18 protein-coding genes and 3 pseudogenes are annotated in these 13,965 nt (G+C 72.0%); 17 read left to right on the top strand and 4 right to left on the bottom strand.

Going from position 1 to position 13,965, the window contains the following annotated elements; translation table 11 throughout:
• Positions 1–51 precede the first annotated feature (51 nt).
• The 11 genes and pseudogenes from ruvX to LP418_RS27890 all read left to right on the top strand — a co-directional run bounded on the left by ruvX (position 52) and on the right by LP418_RS27890 (position 6,348).
• Positions 52–412, top strand: a pseudogene (gene ruvX, locus LP418_RS27940) (Holliday junction resolvase RuvX).
• Positions 405–1,628 (top strand): endolytic transglycosylase MltG, encoded by a 1,224-nt coding sequence (gene mltG, locus LP418_RS27935; protein WP_257954505.1) that lies wholly within the window; start codon positions 405–407, stop codon positions 1,626–1,628. The pseudogene ruvX and the gene mltG overlap by 8 nt, the downstream one beginning before the upstream one ends.
• Positions 1,585–1,677, top strand: a pseudogene (locus LP418_RS27930) (shikimate dehydrogenase); the annotation flags it as partial. The gene mltG and the pseudogene LP418_RS27930, both read left to right, overlap by 44 nt.
• Before the next feature lie 76 nt (positions 1,678–1,753).
• Positions 1,754–2,089 (top strand): hypothetical protein, encoded by a 336-nt coding sequence (locus LP418_RS27925; protein ID WP_257954504.1) that lies wholly within the window; start codon positions 1,754–1,756, stop codon positions 2,087–2,089.
• Positions 2,053–2,391, top strand: a complete 339-nt coding sequence (locus tag LP418_RS27920) for a hypothetical protein (protein ID WP_257957292.1) — start codon at positions 2,053–2,055, stop codon at positions 2,389–2,391. The genes LP418_RS27925 and LP418_RS27920 overlap by 37 nt, the downstream gene beginning before the upstream one ends.
• Positions 2,388–2,978: a hypothetical protein gene (locus LP418_RS27915; RefSeq protein ID WP_257957291.1), complete on the top strand. Its 591-nt coding sequence runs from the start codon at positions 2,388–2,390 to the stop codon at positions 2,976–2,978. Before LP418_RS27920 ends, LP418_RS27915 begins: the two co-directional genes overlap by 4 nt.
• Positions 2,957–3,088, top strand: a complete 132-nt coding sequence (locus LP418_RS27910) for a hypothetical protein (protein ID WP_257954503.1) — start codon at positions 2,957–2,959, stop codon at positions 3,086–3,088. Before LP418_RS27915 ends, LP418_RS27910 begins: the two co-directional genes overlap by 22 nt.
• Positions 3,089–3,131: 43 nt before the next feature.
• Positions 3,132–4,310, top strand: coding sequence for a chorismate synthase (aroC, locus tag LP418_RS27905; protein ID WP_257954502.1), 1,179 nt, complete (start codon positions 3,132–3,134; stop codon positions 4,308–4,310).
• A gap of 105 nt (positions 4,311–4,415) precedes the next feature.
• The gene (locus LP418_RS27900) at positions 4,416–4,808 is read left to right on the top strand and encodes a shikimate kinase (RefSeq protein ID WP_336276150.1); all 393 of its coding nucleotides are present in this window, start codon (positions 4,416–4,418) and stop codon (positions 4,806–4,808) included.
• Positions 4,805–5,917: a 3-dehydroquinate synthase gene (gene aroB / locus LP418_RS27895; protein WP_257954501.1), complete on the top strand. Its 1,113-nt coding sequence runs from the start codon at positions 4,805–4,807 to the stop codon at positions 5,915–5,917. The genes LP418_RS27900 and aroB overlap by 4 nt, the downstream gene beginning before the upstream one ends.
• Entirely contained in the window at positions 5,914–6,348 is a 435-nt protein-coding gene (locus tag LP418_RS27890) for a type II 3-dehydroquinate dehydratase (protein WP_257954500.1), read from the top strand. The genes aroB and LP418_RS27890 overlap by 4 nt, the downstream gene beginning before the upstream one ends.
• Here the strand turns inward: LP418_RS27890 and LP418_RS27885 are convergent.
• From LP418_RS27885 to LP418_RS27875, 3 genes are read right to left on the bottom strand one after another with little or no spacing between them, the layout of a single operon-like run.
• Positions 6,306–6,815 (bottom strand): MmyB family transcriptional regulator, encoded by a 510-nt coding sequence (locus LP418_RS27885; RefSeq protein WP_257954499.1) that lies wholly within the window; start codon positions 6,813–6,815, stop codon positions 6,306–6,308. The two genes, LP418_RS27890 and LP418_RS27885, sit on opposite strands and share 43 nt — an antisense overlap.
• Positions 6,812–7,114, bottom strand: a complete 303-nt coding sequence (locus LP418_RS27880) for a helix-turn-helix domain-containing protein (RefSeq protein ID WP_257954498.1) — start codon at positions 7,112–7,114, stop codon at positions 6,812–6,814. Before LP418_RS27880 ends, LP418_RS27885 begins: the two co-directional genes overlap by 4 nt.
• Entirely contained in the window at positions 7,102–7,530 is a 429-nt protein-coding gene (locus tag LP418_RS27875) for a hypothetical protein (protein WP_257954497.1), read from the bottom strand. The genes LP418_RS27880 and LP418_RS27875 overlap by 13 nt, the downstream gene beginning before the upstream one ends.
• 206 nt (positions 7,531–7,736) lie before the next feature.
• Between LP418_RS27875 and LP418_RS27870 the strand changes: the two genes are divergently transcribed.
• The 6 genes and pseudogenes from LP418_RS27870 to LP418_RS27845 all read left to right on the top strand — a co-directional run bounded on the left by LP418_RS27870 (position 7,737) and on the right by LP418_RS27845 (position 13,259).
• Positions 7,737–9,917, top strand: a complete 2,181-nt coding sequence (locus LP418_RS27870) for an SCO7613 C-terminal domain-containing membrane protein (RefSeq protein ID WP_257954496.1) — start codon at positions 7,737–7,739, stop codon at positions 9,915–9,917.
• Positions 9,887–10,036, top strand: a complete 150-nt coding sequence (locus LP418_RS27865; protein ID WP_257954495.1) for a hypothetical protein — start codon at positions 9,887–9,889, stop codon at positions 10,034–10,036. The genes LP418_RS27870 and LP418_RS27865 overlap by 31 nt, the downstream gene beginning before the upstream one ends.
• 38 nt (positions 10,037–10,074) lie before the next feature.
• A pseudogene (gene efp / locus LP418_RS27860) lies at positions 10,075–10,639 on the top strand (elongation factor P).
• A gap of 1 nt (position 10,640) precedes the next feature.
• Complete coding sequence (nusB, locus tag LP418_RS27855; protein WP_257954494.1) at positions 10,641–11,048, top strand: transcription antitermination factor NusB; 408 nt, start codon at positions 10,641–10,643, stop codon at positions 11,046–11,048.
• Positions 11,049–11,073: 25 nt separating this feature from the next.
• Entirely contained in the window at positions 11,074–12,921 is a 1,848-nt protein-coding gene (locus tag LP418_RS27850; protein ID WP_257954493.1) for an FAD-dependent oxidoreductase, read from the top strand.
• The gene (locus LP418_RS27845) at positions 12,918–13,259 is read left to right on the top strand and encodes a hypothetical protein (protein WP_257954492.1); all 342 of its coding nucleotides are present in this window, start codon (positions 12,918–12,920) and stop codon (positions 13,257–13,259) included. Before LP418_RS27850 ends, LP418_RS27845 begins: the two co-directional genes overlap by 4 nt.
• On the opposite strand, the gene LP418_RS27840 is transcribed toward LP418_RS27845, so the two are convergent.
• Positions 13,256–13,960: a TetR/AcrR family transcriptional regulator gene (locus LP418_RS27840; protein WP_257954491.1), complete on the bottom strand. Its 705-nt coding sequence runs from the start codon at positions 13,958–13,960 to the stop codon at positions 13,256–13,258. The genes LP418_RS27845 and LP418_RS27840 overlap by 4 nt on opposite strands.
• Positions 13,961–13,965: the final 5 nt, after the last annotated feature.

The raw sequence follows: 13,965 nt of genomic DNA, 5'->3' as shown, positions 1-13,965 counted from the left end.
GCGTCGCCCGCAGCGACCCGACGGGCTTCCTCGGCGACGCCGGTCGAGACCGTGCGCCGGGGCCGGGGTGACCTGTCCCGCGTACGCCGACTGGTCGAGGAGACAGAGGCGGTCGAGGTGGTCGTGGGGCTGCCCCGGTCGCTGTCCGGTGGCGAGGGACCGTCGGCGCTCAAGGTGCGCGAGTTCGCACTCGCTGGCGCGGCAGATTGATCCCGTGCCCGTCAGGCTGTGTGATGAACGCCTGACCACGGTGTCGGCGGAGTCGATGCTGCGCGCACGCGGTCGCAAGGGACAGGATCGGAGGTCCGTGGTCGACATGGCCGCCGCCGTACTCATCCTGCAGAACGCATTGGACACAGAACGCGCGAGCGGCAACGCGCCCGGAGAGATCGTCGAGGTCGGCAGTGAGTGACGAGACCCCCATCGAGGACGACAGCTACTACGAGGGCGGAGCCCGGCGCGCGAAGAAGAAGCGCGGGTTCTCCGGCTGCCCGGCCGTGCTGGTCGCGCTGGCCGTGATCGTCGGCGGCTTCTACTTCGTCGCCACCTTGGGCGTCGAATGGGTCGGCGACCAGTTCTCCAGTGCCGAGGACTACCCCGGCCCCGGCGAGGGCGAGGTGACCTTCGAGGTCAGCGAGGGCGACGCGACGGCCGAGATCGGCCGCAACCTCAAGGCCGAGGGCGTCGTCGCCTCCGTGCAGGCCTTCCTCGACGCCGCTGCCGCCGATCCCGACTCGACCGGCATCCGGGTCGGCTTCTACTCGATGAAGGAGAAGATGGCGGCCGAGGACGCGCTCGAGGTGCTTCTCGATCCCGCCAACTGGGTCAAGAGCACCGTCACGGTGCCTGAGGGCCTGCGCGTCGAGGACGTGATGGTGCAGCTCTCCGAGCAGACCGAGTGGGGCCCGGCCAAGTGGAACGCCGCGCTGGCGGATGACGAGGCGATCGGCCTGCCCGACTACGCCGAGGGCAACCCCGAGGGCTACCTCTTCCCCGCCACCTACGAGATCGGGCCCGACGACAAGCCCAAGGACATCCTCGCCGCGATGGTCGCCCGTTGGCGCCGGGCCGCCGACGAGGCGGGTCTCGAGGAGAGAGCAGCCGCGCTGGGCAAGACGCCCGCCGAGATGATGATCATCGCCTCGCTCGTCGAGGCCGAGGGCCGCGGCGACGACATGGCGAAGATCGCGCGGGTCATCTACAACCGGCTCGACGGTCCGGGCGACAAGGCCGGCACCAATGGCTACCTCCAGATCGACGCGAGCGTCAACTACGGACTCGACCGGGAGCTCGGCGTCGCGCTCACGACCGAGCAGCTGGACCGGGACACGCCGTACAACACGTACACGCGGACCGGCCTGCCGCCGACGCCCATCGAGGCGCCCGGTGACGCGGCGATCGCTGCTGCGGCGAACCCGGCCGAGGGCGACTGGTACTACTACGTCACCGTCGACCTGTCGACCGGCGAGACCAAGTTCGCGGAGACCTACGACGAGTTCCGGGCTACAAGGCCGAGCTCACCGAATACTGCACCACGTCCGACGCCTGCTGATGGGCCGCCGCTGTGGGGTGCTCGGCGACCCGATCGAGCACTCCCTGTCACCCGTCCTGCACAGCGCGGGCTATGACGCGCTCGGTCTTGACTGGTCCTACGCCGCACACCGGGTCGCCTCCGGAGGCCTGCCCGCCTTCTTGGAAAAATATGCACAGGCTGGCGAGCCCGGACGGCGACTGGCGGGGCCTCTCGCTCACGATGCCGCTCAAGCGCGAGGCGGTGGCGCTCGTCGACGAGCTCACCGAGCGCGCGCGACTCGCGGGCGCGGCCAACACCATCCTCCTCGACGAGGACGGACGGCGACGGGGCGACAACACCGACATCCCGGGCGCGATCGCCGCGATCCGGGAGCGCACGTCCGCCCCGCTGGCCTCCGCGGTGATCGTCGGCGGGGAGCGACCGCGACCTCGATCGGCCTCGCGCTGGCCGACCTCGGCGTCCGGCACCTCGAGATCGTCGTGCGCAACCCCGAGCGCGCCCTCGAGACGTGCGAGACGGTGCGTGCGCACCCCGGTCGCCCCGACGTGGTCGTGAGCGGGCTCGACGAGGTGACGGTCTTCGACGTCGACCCGGTCGCCTCCACCATCCCCGCGGACGCGCAGGACGAGCGCCCGGTGCGCGCGTGCGTCGCCGTACCCACCCTCTTCGAGATCGTCTACCACCCGTGGCCGACCCCGCTCGCGGCGTCGGTCGGCGACCGCGTGCTCGTCAGCGGATTCGACCTGTTGCTGCACCGGGCGGCGGTCCAGTTCGAGCTCTTCACCGGCGAGGCCGCACCGCTCGCCGCGATGCGCGCGGCCGGGGAGCGGGCCCTGATCGCCGGGACCCTGTCATGAGCGTCGAAGGAGTGGCCGTCGGCGCCGTCCTGTGCGGCGGCCTCGCGATCCTCGTGCCGCGCCTGATCGCGTCGGTGCCCGAGCCGGCCGAGCCCGCGGACGACAAGGAGCCCTACAGCGTCATCGCCGCCCGACCCGGACTGTGGTGGAAGTCCGCGCTGATCTGCGCCGTCATCGGGGCGTTGATCGGCGGTGCGATCGGCGTCGAGTGGCCGTTGCTCTTCCCGGTCCCGCTCGTTCCTGTCGGTGCGGCCCTCGCGCTCATCGACTGGCGCACGCGCCTCCTGCCGACGCGCATCATCGCGCCGACGTACGTCCTCCTCGTCCCGCTCGTCGTCATCGCCGCGCTCGCGAGCGGCGAGCCCACACTCCTGATCCGCGCGGCCATCGGCTGGGCGCTGATGGGGGCCTCTACGTCCTGCTGTGGCTCATCTACCCCGCCGGGATGGGGTACGGCGACGTGCGGCTCAGCGGCATCCTCGGCATCGTCCTCGGCTACCTCGGCGTGGGCGAGCTCGCCCTCGGCGCCCGGTCCGCCTTCCTGCTCGGCGGGCTCGGGGGTGTCGTGCTGGTGGCCCTCAAGGTGATCGACCGCCGGCACAACCCGTTCGGGCCGTGGATGCTGATCGGGGCGCTCATCGGCATCGTCGCCGGGCCGGCCTTCACCGTGTGGATGTGGGGCGATCTCGCCGCCTGACAGCGGCGCGGTGACACAGGTAGCCGCGTGAAAGACTGCGCGCATGTTGCGTTGGCTCACTGCGGGCGAGTCCCATGGCCCCTCCCCGGTCGCCATCCTCGAGGGCCTGCCCGCCCACGTCCGGATCACGACCGCCGACATCGACGACGCGCTCGCGCGCCGGCGCCTGGGCTACGGCCGCGGCGCCCGGATGAAGTTCGAGGCCGACGAGGTCACCATCACCGGCGGCGTCCGCCACGGCGAGACGATGGGCGGACCGGTCGCGATCCGGGTCGGCAACACCGAGTGGCCCAAGTGGGAGAAGGTGATGGCGGCCGACCCCGTCGACCCCGCCGAGCTCGACGTGCTGGCCCGCAACGCCGCCCTGACCCGCCCGCGCCCCGGTCACGCCGACTCGGCCGGCATGCAGAAGTACGACTTCGACGAGGCCCGCCCGATCCCGGAGCGCGCCTCCGCCCGCGAGACCGCGGCCCGCGTCGCCCCGGGTCGCGTCGCCGCCCACTTCCTCTACCGGGCCGTCGGTGCCGAGATCGTCAGCCACGTGATCGAGCTCGGCGGCGTCCGCGCCCCGGCCGGCCGAGTCCCGGAGCCCTCCGATCTCGAGCGCCTCGACGCCGACCCCGTGCGCTGCCTCGACCCTGACACCAGCGCCGGGATGGTCGAGCGCATCGACCGAGCGCACAAGGACGGCGACACCCTCGGTGGCGTCGTCGAGGTCGTCGTCCACGGCCTGCCGCCGGGCCTCGGCTCCTTCACGCACTGGGACCGTCGCCTCGACGCGCGCCCGGCCGGCGCGCTGATGGGCATCCGGGCCATCAAGGGCGTCGAGGTCGGCGACGGCTTCCTCACCGCGGCCACCCCGGGGTCGCTGGCCCACGACGAGATCGTCCCCACCTCCGAGGGTCTTCGGCGTACGTCGGGTCGCTCGGGCGGCACCGAGGGCGGTATGACCACCGGCGAGATCCTCCGGGTCCGCGCCGCCATGAAGCCGATCGCCACCGTGCCGCGCGCCCTGCGCACGGTCGACGTCGCCACCGGCGAGGAGGCCGTCGCGCACCACCAGCGCTCGGACGTCTGCGCCGTACCCGCCGCCGGCATCGTGGCCGAGGCCATGGTCGCGCTGGTGCTGGCCGACGCCGTGATCGAGAAGTTCGGTGGCGACTCGGTGCGCGAGACGCGCCGCAACGCCGAGTCCTACCTCGACACGCTGCGCTTCCGATGACACCGAGGGTCGTCCTGATCGGCCCCATGGGCGCCGGCAAGAGCACCGTCGCGCAGCTGCTCGCCGACGCACGGGGGCGTCGCCGCGCGCGACACCGATGCCGACATCGAGCGCACCGAGGGCCGCGAGATCTCCGAGATCTTCGTCGACTCCGGCGAGGCGCACTTCCCGCGCGGTCGAGGCCCGGGCCGTCGCCGAGGCGTTGGCCACCCACGACGGCGTGCTGTCGCTGGGTGGGGAGCGGTGCTCGATCCGGCCACGCGTGCTCTTCTCCAAGGGCACACCGTCGTCTTCCTGCGCGTGGGACTGTCCGAGGCCGTCAAGCGTGTCGGCTCGGGCGTCGGTCGCCCGATGCTGCTGGGCAACGTCCGGTCCCGGATCAAGGCACTGCTCGACGAGCGCACCCCCATCTACGAAGCCGCGGCCACGCTCGCGGTCGACACCGACGGCCGCACCCCCGACGAGGTGGCGGCGGAGATCCAGGAGCAGTTGGCATGAGTGACACCACCCTGCACGTGGGCGGCGCCTCGCCGTACGACGTCGTCATCGGTCACGACCCGGCCGACCGGCTGCCCGCGATCCTCGGCGAGAGCGTCGAGCGGGTCGCGGTGTTGTACGCCGGCGAGCTGGCCGAGCAGGTCCAGCCGCTCGTCGACCTGCTGGTCCAGCACTACGACGTGCTCGCCCTCGGCCTGCCCGACGGCGAGCGCGCCAAGACCGCGCCCGTCGCCTCGGACTGCTGGGAGGCGCTGGGCGAGGGCGGCTTCACCCGCTCCGACGCCGTCGTCACGTTCGGCGGTGGCGCCACCACCGACCTCGGTGGCTTCGTCGCCGCGACCCGGCTGCGCGGGGTCCGCGTCGTGCACGTGCCGACCACGGTGCTGGCGATGGTCGACGCCGCCGTCGGCGGCAAGACCGGCATCAACACCGGCGCCGGCAAGAACCTCGTCGGCTCCTTCCACGAGCCCGCCGGCGTGCTCTGCGACCTGTCGCTGCTGTCGACGCTGCCGCGCGACGAGTTCGTCGCCGGCCCGGGGGAGGTCGTCAAGTGCGGCTTCATTGCCGATCCGGTGATCCTCGACCTGATCGAGGCCAACGACCCCGCGACCCTGACCGCCGACTCCGCCGTCACCCGCGAGCTCATCGAGCGCGCGATCCGGGTCAAGATCGACGTCGTGGTCGACGACCTTCGCGAGACGGGCGGATCTGAGCGACACCCCGGCTCCTCGATTGGCAGGGAGGTCCTCAACTACGGCCACACCCTCGCGCACGCGATCGAGCGCACCAGCGGCTACGCCGTCCGGCACGGCGAGGCGGTCGCGATCGGCTCGGTCTACGTCGCCGAGCTGGCCGCCCGCGCCGGCACCCTCGACCCCGCGCTGGTCGAGCGGCACCGCGCCGCCTTCGGCCGCGTCGGGCTCCCCACCACCTACGCCGACGCGTCCTTCGAGGACCTGCACGACGCGATGAAGATCGACAAGAAGGCCCGCGGCAACCAGCTGCGCTTCGTGGTGCTCGACGACGTCGGCAAGCCACGGGTGCTGGCCGGCCCGTCCGAGGACGACCTGCGCGCGGCGTACTCAGCGATCAATGGGGCGATCCGATGAAGGTCCTCGTCCTCAACGGCCCCAACCTCGGACGCCCGGGTCGCCGGCAGCCGGAGATCTACGGCACCACGACCCACGACGAGCTCGCCGACCAGTGCATCGCCCGGGGTGCCGACCTCGGCCTCGACGTCGAGGTCCGCCAGACCAACCACGAGGGCGAGCTGCTCGACTGGCTCAACGCAGCCGCCGACGCCGCGACCCCGGTGGTCCTCAACGCCGGCGCGTGGACGCACTACTCGCTGGCCCTCTGGGACGCCTGCGCCCAGCTCACCGCACCGCTGGTCGAGGTGCACATCTCCGACCCGAAGCAGCGGCCCGAGGAGTTCCGGCACACGTCGGTCGTCGAGCCGCACGCGATCGAGACGATCGCCGGCCGCGGGATCGAGGGCTACCGCGACGCGTTGTCGGCGGTCGCCAGCGCCACCAGCTGATCGCGGGTCGCCGCGTCGGCGGCGGGGTAGAGCGCCTCGATCGCCAGCTCGGCCACCGTCACGTCGCGCGGTGTGCCGAAGACGGTCGTGGTGGTCAGGAACGACAGCACGTCGTCGCCCGACCTGAACCGCACCGTGAGCACGATGTCCGGTGGCAGGTGGTGCGCCGGCGCCGGATGGTCGGCGAGCAGCGCCCCGAGGCGGGCATCTCCGGACGCGTCGAACTCGTGCTGGATCCGGCTCAGGATGCCCGCACGCCACTCGTCGAGGTTGTCGATCCGCGGGGCCGGGCCACGGGGATCGAGCGTCAGCCGCACGACGTTGACCGGCGGCTCGAGCAGGTCGGGCGGGACGTCCGCGAGCAGCCTGTACGCCGCATCGTTGGCCGCCACCGGGTCCCACCCGCCGTCGATGACGAGCGCGGGGTAGGGGCTCGTGCCCGGCCGGGATGAGCTCCGGGGCCTCATTGACCTGCGCGAGCTTGGGGGAGTCGAGCGGCAGGTCGGAGGCGCTCGGGACGAAGCCCGCCGCGGTGAACATCCGTCGCTGCACCCCGTAGCGGCACCTCGAGCGCGTCGCCGAGCTGGCTGATCATGGTCGGGCTCGGCACCGACTTGCCGGTCTCGATGTAGGACAGGTGGCGTGTCGAGACCCCACAACGGTCGCTCAGGGCCTGCTGGGACAGCCTGCGGCGCTCGCGCCATCGGCGTACCAGCGAACCGACGTGGTCCTGCTGCAGATCGGCCTCGGTCGTCATGGTTGCCATGGTGTCAGCCGCGCCGGGCGGAACCACGCCCGGCCGGCCGCGGAACGCGGCGACCAGCACGGCCACGGAGCACGTCCCAGACCCGACCGGTCGTCGTCAGGTCGCCGAGGACGGCGTAGGCGAGGCTGGCCGCGACCCAGACGCCGTTGAAGGCGGCCAGCTCGAGGACGAGGGCGCGCGGCACCGGTCGTCGGGTCGCGAGCCAGCCGACGCCCGCGCCGACTGCGACCGGGGAAGACGCCGAGTCCGACGAGCAGGGCGGTCGAGGCGCCGAAGAGATCGGCGAGCCGGGGCGCGGCGACGAGGTAGGCCGGGCCGTTGCCGGCGGTCAGGGTCGCGTCGGTGAGCAGGAACGGGCGGACCCGTGGGTGGGTGATGACATCGGTGACGGGAGGGGTGTTCGTTGTCGTGGTCATGGCTCCAGCGTGTGCCCGGGCGCGCGGAAAGACCATGACGTCTGAGGTCATGTACTCACGCACGAACGACTCGCGATGCGGGACCCTCAACCATGTTCACCTATGCCGACGCGCAGGTCTGCCCCGGATGTCGGGCCCCCCTCGCCCCCGCCACCCCGTCGTGCCGCTTGTGCGGGCTCGCTCTCAGCGGTCCCGATGCGGGACGGGTGTTCGGGCTCCTGGAGCAGGTCGACGAGGTCGTCGCCGGCATGTACGCCGCAGCCGACCGCGCTCGGGTCACCGTGCCGCCGCAGCAACCACCTTCGACGGTGGCGCCTGCCCCCGTCCACCGGCCCGCGATGAGCTCCGCCACCGTGCCGAAGATCCTGCTCGGCCTCGGCGCGCTCTGCCTGCTCGTCGCCGCCGTCGTCTTCCCGGCCGTCGCCCGGTCGCTGCTGGGCGTCGAGGGTCGGACCGTGGTCCTCGCCGCCTTCACGGCCGTCGCAGGTGCGCTGACCGTCGTCGTGGCCCGCCGCGACCTGCGAGCGGGCGCCGAGTCGCTCGCGGCCGTCACGCTCGGCATCTTCGCCCTCGTGGTCAACGGCGCGTGGCGCTCGGGCTGGCTCGGCGCGATCGGCGAGGAGCCCTTCCCGGTGGTGGCCGGCCTGACCGTCGCCGTCGCGGGGGTGGCGTCCGCGCGATGGGCGGCGTCGACACCCGTCGGCGTCCCGGTCAGCGGGGAAGTGATCGCGGTGCTGGGCCCGGTAGCGGCCGCCCCGGGCATCCCGGGCACCCTCGACGCGGGCGACGCCGTTGCCTCGCTCGCCGCACTCTCGCTGTTCACGATCGGGGTCGTCGCGGGCCTGCGTCTCGAGCTCCGCATCCTCGCCATCGGATCGCTGATCGGTGCGGCCGTCGCCTGGTTGGCCCCGGTGTTCATCGGCGTCCTGCGCCTCGACGGCGAGCTGTCGCTCGCCCGCCTCTGGGGAGATCTCGAGGTGTGGCCGCTCGTCGTGGCCGCCGTCCCGGTCGCGGCCGTTGCGCTGCCGCGCCGGCTGCCCGCCGAGGTGCGGGTCGCAGCTGCGTCGACGGCCGTCCTGCTCGGCACCCTTGTCCCGGTCGTGGCCGTCTTCGACGAGTCGCCGACGCGTATCGCGCTCGTGGAGCTGGCCGTCGTTGCGGCGTACGCCGCCGCGCTGCGCGACGCGTCTGCCCGGCCTGTGGAAGTGGGTGTGCGCGGCTCCGTCGGTGATCGCCGCGCTGGGGCTGAGCGTGAGCGTGGTCCGGCTGGCCGTCGTCGCGGTGGGCGACCCGGTGCTCAACGAGCCGTGGAGCCGCGGGCTGCTCGACCGGGTCGACGCACCCGACGTCCCCCGGACCCGGCCGCTGCTGCTGCCCGCCGGAGTCATCGGGATCAGCGTCACCGTGGCGACCCTGATGCACTGCGACGGTCGACTGGCTCGCTGGACGATCGTGCCCGGCACGGCTGCCACCGTCACTTCGTTCCTCCTCCTGCCCACGCTGTACGGCGCCCCGCTGGCCGCCGCCGTCGGTGCCGTGCTCGCCGCGGCGGGCGCGCTCGCCGTCGCGGCCAGCAGGCTGCAACGGGTCGACCTCGGGGTGTCAGCGGCCGTCATGACCGTGCTCGCCCTCCCGGGCGGCCTCGCCAGCGACTGGGCCACGGCCGGCGTGCTCGCCGTGATCACCGCGGCAGCGATCGTCGCCGAAGCACGTGGCAGGCAGGCCGTGGCCGGTGCCTTCCTCGCACCCCTGACCGGCGCAGCCCTGATCTGGACGATCGGCCACCCGGCCGAGCTGGACACCGTCTGGCGGGCCCTGCCCGTGCTGGTGGTGCTCGGCATCGCGATCGTCGCCCGGCCCGAGGTCGAGCGCGAGGTGGCGGCCGGTGCCGCGGCCTTCGGCGGGCGCCGGGTCGGTGCTCGGGACCGGAACGTTCGAGCAGACCCGGCTGGCGATCTACCTCACTCTCGCCGGGGTCATCTGCACCGTCTCTTCGCTGCTGCACCGTGACCGTCGAGCCCTCGCGTGGGCGGGCCTCGGTCCTGCTGACGCTTGCCCAGTGGGTCCGCCTCGAGCAGGTGGGTGTCGACACGGTCGAGGCCTACACACTGCCGCTCGCCGTGGTCCTGCTCGTGGTCGGCACCATCGCGCTCCTGCGTGGCAACGACTCCAGCATGGCCACACTGTCGCCGGGGCTCGGACTGGCGCTCGTGCCGAGCCTGCTGCTGGTGCTCGTCGACCCGGTCGGCCTGCGCGCGGTCGTGCTCGGCCTCGCGTGCATCGTGCTCGTCGCGATCGGGCTCGCCCGCGGCTGGGCGGCACCCCTCTGGCCGGGGCCTTCGTCGGCGCGCTCGTCGTGCTGCGCCGGGCATCCTTCGCCCGGGTGATCCCGCAGTGGATGCTGATCGGTCTGGTCGGTGTCGCGCTCACCATCGTCGGGGTCACGTGGGAACAGCGCCTCCGGGAGTTCAGGAAGGTGTCGGCGTACGTCCGTGGACTGCGCTGATTCAGGACAGTCCGCACCTGCCCTCTAGACTTCGCGCCATGGCATCAACCAACGACCTCAAGAACGGCATGGTCCTCAACATCGAGGGTCAGCTGTGGGCAGTCATCGAGTTCCAGCACGTCAAGCCCGGCAAGGGTCCGGCGTTCGTGCGCACCAAGCTGAAGAACGTCGAGTCCAACAAGACCGTGGACAAGACCTTCAACGCCGGCACCAAGGTCGAGACGGCCAACGTCGACAAGCGGACGATGCAGTACCTCTACAACGACGGCACGTCCTACGTCTTCATGGACACCTCGACCTATGACCAGCTCGAGGTCGCGCCTGAGATCGTCGGCGACGCCAAGAACTTCATGCTCGAGAACCGGGGACGCCATCGTCGCGACCAACGAGGGCCGCGTGCTCTTCGTCGAGCTGCCCGCCTCGGTCGAGCTGCTGATCAGCCACACCGACCCCGGCCTGCAGGGTGACCGCTCCACCGGTGGCACCAAGCCCGCCACCCTCGAGACCGGCCACGAGATCCGGGTGCCGCTCTTCATCACCACCGGCGAGAAGGTCAAGGTCGACACCCGCGACTCGTCCTACCTCGGCCGCGTCAAGAGCTGACGTGTCGGCTCGCGGCAAGGCCCGCAAGCGCGCTCTCGACCTGCTCTACGCCTCGGAGATGCGCTCCGAGAGCCCGGTCGTCGCACTCGACCGGGCCATCGAGGCCGGCGAGGGCCCGACCAACGACTACACCGGGCTCCTCGTCCGCGGCGTGGTCGACAACCGGGCCCGCATCGACGAGCTGCTGACGGAGTACAGCCGGGGCTGGACGCTGTCGCGGATGCCTGCCGTCGACCGCAACGTGCTGCGCCTCGGCGTCTTCGAGCTCCTGTACGTCGATGACGTGCCCGACGCAGTCGCCGTGAGCGAGGCCATCAGCCCGGTGCGCGACCTGTCGACCGACGAGTCGCCGACGTTCGTCAACGGCGTCCTCGGCGCGATCGAGAAGAACAAGCCCTCCACCGTCTGATCCCAGCGACGCCTAGGGTGGCGTCATGGGAGTGGCGGCCGAGCAGGCGCAACAGGCACACGACAGCGACTGGCTCGACCACGCAGTCCGCGTCGGGCTCGTCGCCTACGGCATCGTCCACCTGATGGTGGCGTGGCTGGCCGGTCAGCTCGCCCCGGGCGAGACGTCGCAGAGCGCGTCCAACGCCGGCGCCCTGCACGCGATCGCCGAACAGCCACTGGGCGGCGTCCTCATCTGGCTGGTCGCCGTCGGGATGCTCCTGCTCGTCGTGTGGCGCGTGCTGGAGTTCGGTTTCGGCTACCGCGAGATCGCGGACACCACGAAGCGCTGGCGCAAGCGGCTCGCGTCGCTCGGCAAGGGCGTGCTCTATGGCGCCCTCGGTGTCAGCGCAGTGAAGACCGCGGTCGGCAACGGGTCCTCCGGCGGCACCGACTCGACGACGGCGAAGATCATGGACCTGCCTGCCGGCCAGCTCCTCGTCGGCGCTGTCGCGCTGGCCGTCATCGCGTACGCCGCACTGCTGGTCTTCCGCGGCTGGACCGAGAAGTTCACCGAGCACCTCGACGCCCGGGGCCTGTCGGGCAACGACGGGTCCGCCTACGTCCTCTTCGGCAAGGTCGGCTACATCGCCAAGGGGCTCGCGATCGGCATCGTCGGCGGGCTCTTCGGCTACGCCGCGATCACCCACGAGGCCAAGAAGTCCGGCGGCCTCGACCGGGCCCTGCAGACCGTGCTGGAGCAGCCGTTCGGCCCGAGTGCTGCTGATCGCGATGGCCCTTGGCCCGGCCTGCTACGGATTGTTCTGCTTCGCCCGCGCCCGACACCTGTCCCGCTGAAAGGACCTGCCATGACCTCATCCCTGTCCTGCGACGTGATCGTCCTCGGCCTCGGCCCGGGTGGCGAGTTCGCAGCCCAGAAGCTCGCCGAGGCAGGCCTCGACGTGGTCGGGGTCGAGCGCGACCCGGTCGGCGGGGAGTGCCCGTTCTACGGCTGCATCCCGTCCAAGATCATGATTCGCGCCGCCGACCTCGTCGCCGAGGTCGCGCATGCTGACGAGCTGGCCGGTCCGGCGTCCTTGACGCCCGAGTGGTCGAGGGTGTCCGAGCGGATCCGCAGGCAGGCGACCAACGACTGGAACGACGAGTCGCACGTGAAGCGACTCAGCGAGGCGGGCGTCCGGATCGTCCGCGGGGACGGGCGGCTGGCCGGTCCGGGTCGCGTGCTGGTCGGGGACGACGAGTACGTCGCCGCGCGGGGCGTGGTCCTCAACACCGGGACGGCCCCGGCGAAGCTCCCGATCGACGGACTCGAGGCGACGCCGTACTGGACGAACCGTGAGGCCATGAAGGTAGCCGACCTCCCACCGTCGTTGGTGGTCATCGGCGGCGGACCCATCGGCTGTGAGCTGGCGCAGGTGTTCGCGCGCTTCGGCTCCGAGGTGACGGTGCTCGAGGTGGCCGACCGGATGCTGGCGGTCGAGGAGCCGGAGACCTCGGAGCTGATCACGGGGATCTTCGAGCGCGAGGGCATCGCCGTACGGACCGGAGTGAAGATCGAGCGGGTCGACCACGTGGACGGGTCGTTCGTCGTGCGCGTCGACGGCACCGACGTACGGGCCGCGCAGCTGCTGGTGGCGGCGGGACGCAGCAACAACATCCGCGACATCGGGCTGGAGACCGTCGGTCTCGACCCGAGCGCCCGATCCGTGTCCACCGACGAGCGCATGCGGGCGGGGGAGCGGTTGTGGGCCGTCGGGGACATCACCGGGCACGGCGCCTTCACGCACGTGTCGATGTACCGGGGCGAGGTTGCCGTGGCCGACATCCCGGGCACACCGCCGATCGAGGCGGACTACCGCGCCGTCCGCGGGTGACGTTCACCGACCCGGAGGTGGGTTCGGTGGGGATGACGGAGGCGCAGGCGCGTGCGGCGGGGTTGTCCGTGCGGGTCGGCCATGCCCAGCTGCCGGAGTCGTCTCGGGGCTTCATCCACCAGCTCGGCAACGAGGGACTGATCAAGCTGGTCGCGGACGCCTCACGCGGGGTGCTCGTCGGCGCCACGGCCGCGGGACCGGCTGGCGGGGAGATCCCGGGCCTGCTGGCGCTGGCCGTGCACGCCGAGGTGCCCGTGGCGACGATCCGCCGGATGCACTTCGCCTACCCGACCTTCCACCGCGCGATCGCGGTGGCGCTGGAGGAGCTGGAGTCCTAGACGCCCACGTGCGCGAGCGCGATCGCCGCGGTGACGAGGAAGGTCTTGACCTGCTCGCCGCCGACGCGGTGGATCGCCGGGATGCCGGGGGCGGCCTCGCTGACCAGCATCCCGACCCGGGCGAGCTGGAGGGCGCCGAGACCGCTGGCATAGAGCTGGTTGGCCAGCAGGGTGGTGTCCTCCACCTTGAAGTCGCCGTTGCTGACGCCGTCGTCGAGGATCACGGAGACCACGGAGAGGCAGCTGGAGATGGCGCGTCCCGGGCGGAACATCGCGCCCTCGCTGATCTCGTCGAGCAGCTCGGGGCCGGTGCGGCGCATGAGCGCCTGCGCGCAGTCCACGAACGCCGGGTGGTCGAGCCCGTAGTCGACGAACGCACTGATCGTGGCCCGCAGCCGGTCGTCGCTGTCGGTGACCCGGTCGACGCTCTTCTCCAGCGCGACGCGGAGCTCGTCGAGGTAGCCGACGAGGGTGAGCGCGAACAGCTCCTCCTTGCCGGTGAAGTGGCGATAGACGATCGCGCGGTTGATCCCGACGGCCCGGGCGATGTCCTCGATCTGGGCATCGCGGACGCCACGCTCGTCGAAGAGTGCGCGGGTCGCCTCGAGGATCTCGCGCTCGCGCTCGCGGCGGCGGGCGGCCGCAGCGGAGCGTCGACCGTCCGTGCGGGGAGCGATGTCGGCGGTCGAGGCGCTGGTCATGGTCT

Origin of the sequence: Nocardioides sp. B-3 (assembly GCF_024703895.1) — a bacterium.
Classification (GTDB): Bacteria; Actinomycetota; Actinomycetes; order Propionibacteriales; family Nocardioidaceae; genus Nocardioides.
This window is presented reverse-complemented; position numbering and strand designations above follow the sequence as displayed.

What these genes read in the sequence shown, in the direction of transcription:
- LP418_RS27925 (WP_257954504.1), top strand. Translation starts at nt 1,754, where the DNA reads ATGCCGCTCAAGCGCGAGGCGGTGGCGCTCGTCGACGAGCTCACCGAG.
- LP418_RS27915 (WP_257957291.1), top strand. Translation starts at nt 2,388, where the DNA reads ATGAGCGTCGAAGGAGTGGCCGTCGGCGCCGTCCTGTGCGGCGGCCTC.
- aroC (WP_257954502.1), top strand. Translation starts at nt 3,132, where the DNA reads ATGTTGCGTTGGCTCACTGCGGGCGAGTCCCATGGCCCCTCCCCGGTC.
- aroB (WP_257954501.1), top strand. Translation starts at nt 4,805, where the DNA reads ATGAGTGACACCACCCTGCACGTGGGCGGCGCCTCGCCGTACGACGTC.
- LP418_RS27890 (WP_257954500.1), top strand. Translation starts at nt 5,914, where the DNA reads ATGAAGGTCCTCGTCCTCAACGGCCCCAACCTCGGACGCCCGGGTCGC.
- LP418_RS27885 (WP_257954499.1), bottom strand. Translation starts at nt 6,815, where the DNA reads ATGAGGCCCCGGAGCTCATCCCGGCCGGGCACGAGCCCCTACCCCGCG.
- LP418_RS27880 (WP_257954498.1), bottom strand. Translation starts at nt 7,114, where the DNA reads ATGGCAACCATGACGACCGAGGCCGATCTGCAGCAGGACCACGTCGGT.
- LP418_RS27875 (WP_257954497.1), bottom strand. Translation starts at nt 7,530, where the DNA reads ATGACCACGACAACGAACACCCCTCCCGTCACCGATGTCATCACCCAC.
- LP418_RS27850 (WP_257954493.1), top strand. Translation starts at nt 11,074, where the DNA reads ATGGGAGTGGCGGCCGAGCAGGCGCAACAGGCACACGACAGCGACTGG.
- LP418_RS27840 (WP_257954491.1), bottom strand. Translation starts at nt 13,960, where the DNA reads ATGACCAGCGCCTCGACCGCCGACATCGCTCCCCGCACGGACGGTCGA.